Source organism: Kitasatospora sp. NPDC058243 (assembly GCF_042882025.1).
Lineage (GTDB): Bacteria > Actinomycetota > Actinomycetes > Streptomycetales > Streptomycetaceae > Kitasatospora.
The window spans coordinates 1-1428 of the sequence record NZ_JBHVWW010000161.1 but is presented as its reverse complement, the minus strand read 5'-3'; the positions used below and the strand labels follow the sequence as shown (position 1 = coordinate 1428).

Below are 1428 nucleotides of genomic sequence, written 5' to 3'. Positions count from 1 at the left end.
CTCCGTAAGGTGTTAGGTGGCCCGGGAGGGCCGGATGTGGCTGATGGGTTCTTGCCGACCGTGGCTTCCCTGGAGTGGCCGTCCGGCTCTCCGGGGCGCCCTGGCTGCTGATTGAGATGTGCGTTTCGGTCGCTGATTACGGAGATGACAGCGGGGTGTTCCTCGGGCCGGCGGCATGCTGTCGGAGACGAGGAGAGGCCGATGAGTGAGCAACGACGGGCCCGGGTCTGGGCCGGCATCGACGCGGGCAAGGGCCATCACTGGGCGGCTGTGGTCGACGAGGCCGGGGCGACGCTGTGGTCGAGGAAGGTCGACAACAACGAGTCGGCGATCCTGACCGCGCTCGGCGAGATCCTGGCCCTGGCCGACGAGGTCCACTGGGCCGTCGACATCTCCGGCACCGCTTCGGCTCTCCTGCTGGCTCTGCTCGCCGCGCACGGCCAGAAGACCGTCTACGTGCCCGGCCGGACCGTCAACCGCATGTCCGGCGCCTACCGGGGCGAGGCCAAGACGGATGCGCGTGACGCCTACGTCATCGCCGAGACCGCCCGGCACCGCCGGGACTTCGCCGCGATCGGCGTGCCCGCTCAGCTGGCCGCCGACCTCGCGCTGCTGACCGCGCACCGTACCGACCTGGTCGCCGACCGGGTGCGGATGATCAACCGGCTCCGCGATGTGCTGACCGGGATCTTCCCCGCGCTGGAGCGGGCCTTCGACTACTCCTCCCACCGGGGTGCGCTGGTCCTGCTGACCGGCTATCAGAGTCCGGCGGCGATCCGCCGCCGGGGCCGGGCCCGGCTCACGGCGTGGCTGGCCAACCGCGGCGTCCGCGGTGCCGACACGGTGGCCGCCGCCGCACTGGAGGCCGCCGAGGCCCAGCACACCGTGCTGCCCGGCGAGGACACTGCGGGCCGGATCGTCGCCGACCTGGCCACGCAGATCCTGGCCCTGGACGACCGCCTGAAGCACGTCGACCAGCAGATCCGTGACACCTTCCACAGCCACCCGCAGGCCGGGATCATCGAGTCCCTGCCCGGTATCGGTCCCATCCTCGGGGCCGAGTTCGTCGTCGCGGCGGGCGACCTGGGCGCCTACGCGGATGCCGGCCACCTCGCCTCCGCCGCCGGGCTCGTCCCTGTGCCCCGCGACTCCGGCCGCCGCACGGGCAACATGCACCGACCGAAGAGGTACAGCCGCCGCCTGCGCCGGGTGTTCTACCTGTCCGCGCAGACCAGCACCATCCGCGAGGGACCGAACCGGGACTTCTACCTCAAGAAGCGCGCTGAGGGCTGCAAGCACGTCCAGGCGGTCATCGCCCTGGCCCGCCGACGCACGAACGTGCTGTGGGCGCTCCTGCGCGACAACCGGATCTTCACCTCCGCCCCACCGGTCGCGCAGGCATCTTGACTTCATCATTGAGACTCCAGG

General features: G+C 71.1%; 1 protein-coding gene. It reads left to right on the top strand.

Features of this window, described 5'->3' with window-relative positions; translation table 11 throughout:
- The first annotated feature begins 201 nt into the window (after positions 1 to 201).
- Positions 202 to 1407 carry an IS110 family transposase gene (locus tag ACFVX9_RS39780; RefSeq protein WP_380488131.1) on the top strand — a complete coding sequence of 402 codons (1206 nt, stop codon included), beginning with the start codon at positions 202 to 204 and terminating at the stop codon, positions 1405 to 1407.
- The last annotated feature ends 21 nt before the right edge of the window (positions 1408 to 1428 follow it).

Coding starts and splice junctions, on each gene's coding strand:
- ACFVX9_RS39780 (WP_380488131.1), top strand. CDS start 202: ATGAGTGAGCAACGACGGGCCCGGGTCTGGGCCGGCATCGACGCGGGC.